Origin of the sequence: Methanobrevibacter olleyae (genome assembly GCF_900114585.1) — an archaeon.
GTDB lineage: Archaea > Methanobacteriota > Methanobacteria > Methanobacteriales > Methanobacteriaceae > Methanobrevibacter > Methanobrevibacter olleyae.
This window is the reverse complement of the sequence record NZ_FOTL01000047.1, coordinates 1-5,536: the sequence shown is the minus strand read 5'-3', so window position 1 is coordinate 5,536 and position 5,536 is coordinate 1. Positions and strand designations below refer to the sequence as shown.

The following is a 5,536-nucleotide window of genomic DNA, read 5'->3' as shown; positions in this document are numbered from 1 at the left end:
TTATTTGATTTAAATGATTATTATGAAGCTGAAAAAGAATTACAAGGTTTAATTTATCGTAAAAATGAATTTCATAATGTTATTTATGAAATTATAAGAAAATTTATTGTTTCTAGGTATAAAAGCTTTATTTATCATTTAAAAGATAAGAAAATTGAGAGAACAACTAATAAGCTTGAAAATGCTTTTCAAAAAACTATGCCTAAATCAAGAAAAAGAACTTTTAAGACTATTCGTGGTGTTTTAAAGAGAATTTATCGCAGAGATTTGATTTGGAATGAAAATCGAAAACTTAATCAAGTTCATCAACAAAGTTTTTGAAAGAGCCATATTAGGGTAAATATTAAAAATTAAAATATAGAAAAAATTAAAATAGTTATTATAAATAGCTAAAATAATTTAATTAAATAAGATAATTATAAATAGCTAAAATAATTTAATTAAACAAGATAATTATAAATAACTAAAATAAAAAAGGGTAGGGAAAAATGAATACAATAAATATTGAAGATGTTAAAGAAGAATTAAAGATTCACGAAAAGATAAAAATATTTGATACAACATTAAGAGATGGGGAACAGGCTCCAGGTATAGCTTTAACAGTAGATGAAAAAATAAAAATAGCTCAAAAATTAGACGAGCTTGGAGTAGATACAATAGAGATGGGTTTTCCAACTGTTTCAGAAGGTGAAAGAAAAGCTGCTAGGAGAATGGTAGATTTAGGATTAAACTCTAATTTATGTGGTCTTGCAAGAGTTATAAAAAAAGACATTGATGCAGTTATTGATTCTGATTTATCATATGTACATTTATTTATAGGCACTTCACCACTTCATAGAGATTACAAACTAAAAAAATCAAAGATAGAAATCTTAAATCAGGCAATAGAAGCAGTGGAATATGCTAAAGATCATGGGCTTACTGTAGAATTTTCAGCTGAGGATGCTACAAGAACCGAATTAAACTATCTAATAGAATTTTATAAGGGTGTTGAAAATGCTGGAGCAGATATAATAAATGTTCCAGATACCGTTGGAATCTTAGTACCTCCTACAACAAGAGATTTAATAAGAATACTTAGAAAGAAAATAAATGTACCTATTAGTCTTCATTTCCACAATGATTTTGGTCTTGCAGTATCTAATTCAATAATTGGCATAGAAGAAGGAGCAAGTCAAGTCCATTGTACCATTAATGGTATTGGTGAGAGAGCGGGAAATACATCTTTAGAAGAACTTGTTGTTAGTTTAAAAATAGCTTATGGTGCAAATATAGCTGTGGATACAACAAAATTATATGATACTTCTAATTTTATTGGATCTATTACAGGTATAAAAATGCCTCCTACAAAACCAATTGTTGGAGAAAATGCATTTGCCCATGAATCTGGAATCCATGTAGATGGAATATTAAAAAATACATCAACATATGAACCTATTCCACCAGAGCTTGTAGGGCATAAAAGAAGAATAGTTCTTGGTAAACATACAGGACATGCTGGAATTAAATCTAAATTAGAGGAATTTAATATAGAAGTTAGCCATAAGCAATTTGAAAATATCTATAATCAGGTAAAAGCCCTTGGTGATAAAGGTAAGTGCATTACAGATGAAGATTTAAAATCTATTGCAATTACAGAACTTAGTACAAGTGACAAAGAACATATTAAATTACTTGGACTAAATGTTATGACAGGAGAATCTGTATCTGCAACAGCTACTGTAAAGCTTTCAATTGAAGGTAAGGTTATGGAAACTTCTCAAATAGGAGTAGGTCCAGTAGATGCATCTATTGGAGCAATCAAATCACTTGTAAAAGAGACAGTTGATATAAATCTTGATGAATACAGACTTGAAGCAGTTAGTGGCGGTACTGATGCATTAGCTGAAACTTTTGTAGTAATTTCAAACAAAGATGGCCATAGAGCAACTGGAAGAGCTACAAGAGAGGATGTTATTATTTCAAGTGTAGTTGCAGTTATCAACTCTATAAATAGACTTTTATCTATTGAGAAAAATAGTTAAAATTTTAATATTTTATTTTATTTTTAAAAAAAAAATTTTAATTTTATAATCTTTTAGTTTCATAATATGGAATATTTCCTTAAATTTTTTATTTCTTGATTTTTTCTAGAAATGTATATTATTTTTATCTTATATTGTAGCAATTGCTAAAGTTAAAATATTCCTTAAGCCAGGTGCTAAACCTAATACAAATACTGTTAATTTTAATAGATTTTTTACTGTCGTATCTTCGAAATATCGGTCAATTATATATAATACTGCAACTATTACTATAATTTTCATAGGAAAGATGGTAATATAGGTATCAAATAGTTGATTTAAAGCATTTGGTAGAACATGCTGTTCTGAGTAATTAAAGTATTCTAAAGCAACAAATGTTGTTGATGCATCAAACAAATGTGCCAGTACAATAGAAAAATTAATTTTATAATTGATTATCTTTTCAAGTACAAGATAAAAATTGCTATATCTATTATAGTTCACAATGTATAAAACTAAAAGTGAAATTATTATAAATATCAATGATACAAATATCCAAGTTATGAAGATATAAAATATTGCTGTAAAATTTAGATTAGAAAACAAGATTATATTAGGTAATAGAAATAATAAACCTATGTAAAATAATGTATATCTATAATCAATTCCTTTTTTATTAAATAGAAAAACACTAAATAAAAATGATAAAATAGTTAGTAGTCCTACTAAAATATAAAGACCTGGAGTAATTAGAAAAACAGTTTTTGGATAAACTCCATTATCCACTAATGCACGAATAGAACATCCAAGAAAAATAAATGGAACAATTGAAAAGAAGATAGAAAGAGGATCTATTTCTAATTTCTTAAACATTTTTATAATAGCCAATATGAAAATTAGTAAAACTAATGTATATACCACTGTATTAAAAATAGTGTATCCAGAGAAAAATGTAGTTTGTATAATATCTGGAATAAAAGTATCTACAGTAGCCATTTTATCAACAATCTAATTTTCTATTCTCTCCTTTTAGGATATCTTCTAAGTACTTTTTTAACAAATACTTCTTTAGCAACTAAGAAATTACTAGTGCCATGCCCCATAGCTTTACAACGTCTGTGTTTAATAGCTTTTAATATACCATCAACAGAATCATGGCCTTTAGTATTTACTTCGGTATATGCATCTCCAATAGATTGAAGGAAGTGAGAATCACTTGCACCTAAAGTTGCAAGTCTTTTATTATATGCTAATGTTTGTGCTTGTTTATTTGAGTATCCAAAAATATAGCGAGCATTTTTAGTTTCCACTCCATCAACCCCTAAATTTTTATCAACTTTACAGAAAAGCCCATGTCTATAATATGAAAATGGATGAGGTACAATTGCTAGTCCTCCCGCATCATGAATTCTATCAACAGTTTCTACTGCAGATAATCCTTTTGGGATAATCTCATCTACACCTAATCCTAAGATATGGCCTTTTTCAGAAGAAATCTCAATTGATGGAACTACAATAATATCTCCAGGAATACTTCTTGCAAGTCTAGAACCTTTTATTTCATTATGATCACTAATCGCAATAGCATCTAAACCTTTTTTTTCAGCTTGTATTAAAATATCAATAACTTCAGAACGAGAATCACCTGAATAAACACTATGAATATGTGGATCAAATTTCATATTTTGCCTCTTTGTATAAAATAATTTAAAATAGATTCTTTGTATAAATAATTTAAAATAAATTCCTTGTATAAAATAATTTAAAATAAATTCCTTGTATAAAATAATTTAAAATAAATAATTAGTTACAATTTTATATTTTGAATATGTTCAATTTTATATTAGTATTAATATATAAAAGCTTTTATTAATTTTATATAAAATTTTTTATAAATAAATATAAAACTTTTTTTATTAATATATTAAAAAATTTACAAAAAACATTGAAAAAAGTAAAAATTTTCCTTATATTTTAAAAAAGTTACTGAGAAAAGTAAAAAAGTATGCAGAAAATAAGAAAAATAAGAAAAAATCTATGTAAATTTTTAAAAATCCTTGAAAAATAAACTACAGATATAAATTATTTTCTTAAAAATTCCACTGATACTATAAATATAAATTATTTTCTTAAAAATTCCATTGATTTTACAAGACCTACAGTGCCAGTCATCATAACATCTCCACCAGGAGCTGCATGATAATAGTCAAGATTTGTCTCTTCGACTAAAGCTCTTTTAGGACCTGCAACAATAACTTTTTCTATTTTAGATATAGGATTTAATGCAAATGCACCATGTCCACCTTCATCATGAACATCTTCATGCTTAATAGTAGCATCTGCAAGGGCAATGACAAGTTCTTCAAGTCTTTGAGGAGTGAGATCTCTAGTGTGATGTTCAAAAACTCCTTGGATTTTACCATCTTCAATAGAAGCTACAGTTGTATGTCCATTACCTATATCCATAACTATAAAACTATTAAGTTTTAAAACTTCTTTATCATAACAAACCCCAGCAATAGATGCAAACTTAGTATCCATAAGTACTGGTTTAAATTTAGGATTATCTTTAGCTAATGATTTAATAACAGATTGCATTCTTGTAAAATATTGTGGAACTTCTTCAGACTCCATAGCAAATACTTCAGGAGCTAGAGGTTCTGGAAGTTTTTCTTTAATTTTCTCAAATCTAAAATCTCTGTCCCCCATATCTTCACTATATCCATGATCTTGAACTGCTACGATAAGCTCATCTAGTTCTAAATCTAGGTCAAATGAGGAGAATATATCAATGAAATGATTTACATCTACATCTTTTAAGGATATTTTCGTATAATTAGAAAATTCATAATCTTCTTTAAAGCTGTTTTCTTTAACAACACCAAATCCGAAAGATTTTACTTGTTCTATATTATCACGGATTGTTCTTGCTGCTAAATCTTCAAAAACAACATTATATCCCTTTTCCATATGTTCAAGACACCTATCTTTAATTTTTCCTCCCCCCATAATTACTCCATCAAAGTAAATATCATTTTCACATTCTGTAATCATTTGACCAATGGTTAAATGAGGAGAAGGAATAACTAATTTCATCGAGTTTTCAATCTCTTTTTCACTATCATATAATAATATATCTTCTGTGCCAGTTCCTACATCAATAGCTAAAATTTTCATATTTTTCTATTTGTTTTATAAGATATTTAAATTTTATAAAAATTTGAGACTGTAAAATTTTATAGGCTTTTTTTATTTTTTTATTTTTTTCTTCGTTAAATAAAAATAGGTTATTTTTTTCTTTAATTTTGAAATAAAGGATTTAAAAATAGTAAATTATTTAAATAAGTGAGGACAAATAATATTTTATGACTAAACAAAACAAATTTGTCCTCAATACTAATACAAACTTCATACAACTTAAACTTTTTGATTTTAAAAATGAAAAAATAAATCCCAATGAAATTATTGAGAAAAGGCTCAATAAAAGACCAAAAATTAAAAATAATAATCAAAAACTATTTTTAGATGAAAAT

At 26.6% G+C, this 5,536-nt stretch carries 4 protein-coding genes and 2 pseudogenes; 3 read left to right on the top strand and 3 right to left on the bottom strand.

Translation table 11 applies throughout. The annotated features are described in order from the left end of the window. Together BM020_RS09230 and BM020_RS09225 are read left to right on the top strand one after the other, a co-directional pair. Positions 1-321: pseudogene (locus BM020_RS09230) on the top strand (DDE-type integrase/transposase/recombinase); the annotation flags it as partial. Between the two features lie 176 nt (positions 322-497). After that, positions 498-2,024 (top strand): 2-isopropylmalate synthase, encoded by a 1,527-nt coding sequence (locus tag BM020_RS09225; RefSeq protein WP_200781262.1) that lies wholly within the window; start codon positions 498-500, stop codon positions 2,022-2,024. Between the two features lie 129 nt (positions 2,025-2,153). On the opposite strand, the gene BM020_RS09220 is transcribed toward BM020_RS09225, so the two are convergent. The 3 genes from BM020_RS09220 to BM020_RS09210 form a co-directional block, all read right to left on the bottom strand. Continuing rightward, positions 2,154-2,999 (bottom strand): DUF63 family protein, encoded by an 846-nt coding sequence (locus BM020_RS09220; protein WP_074798964.1) that lies wholly within the window; start codon positions 2,997-2,999, stop codon positions 2,154-2,156. Positions 3,000-3,019: 20 nt separating this feature from the next. Continuing rightward, complete coding sequence (locus BM020_RS09215; RefSeq protein ID WP_074798962.1) at positions 3,020-3,685, bottom strand: PHP-associated domain-containing protein; 666 nt, start codon at positions 3,683-3,685, stop codon at positions 3,020-3,022. A gap of 439 nt (positions 3,686-4,124) precedes the next feature. Beyond that, positions 4,125-5,180, bottom strand: a complete 1,056-nt coding sequence (locus BM020_RS09210) for a DUF1786 domain-containing protein (RefSeq protein ID WP_067148424.1) — start codon at positions 5,178-5,180, stop codon at positions 4,125-4,127. 188 nt (positions 5,181-5,368) lie between these two features. On the opposite strand from BM020_RS09210, the pseudogene BM020_RS10040 reads away from it, so the two are divergent. Then, a pseudogene (locus BM020_RS10040) lies at positions 5,369-5,536 on the top strand (ISNCY-like element ISM1 family transposase); the annotation flags it as partial.

Bases quoted from the DNA above. Each gene is read 5' to 3' on its own strand.
- BM020_RS09220 (WP_074798964.1), bottom strand. From the start codon at position 2,999: ATGGCTACTGTAGATACTTTTATTCCAGATATTATACAAACTACATTT.
- BM020_RS09215 (WP_074798962.1), bottom strand. From the start codon at position 3,685: ATGAAATTTGATCCACATATTCATAGTGTTTATTCAGGTGATTCTCGT.
- BM020_RS09210 (WP_067148424.1), bottom strand. From the start codon at position 5,180: ATGAAAATTTTAGCTATTGATGTAGGAACTGGCACAGAAGATATATTA.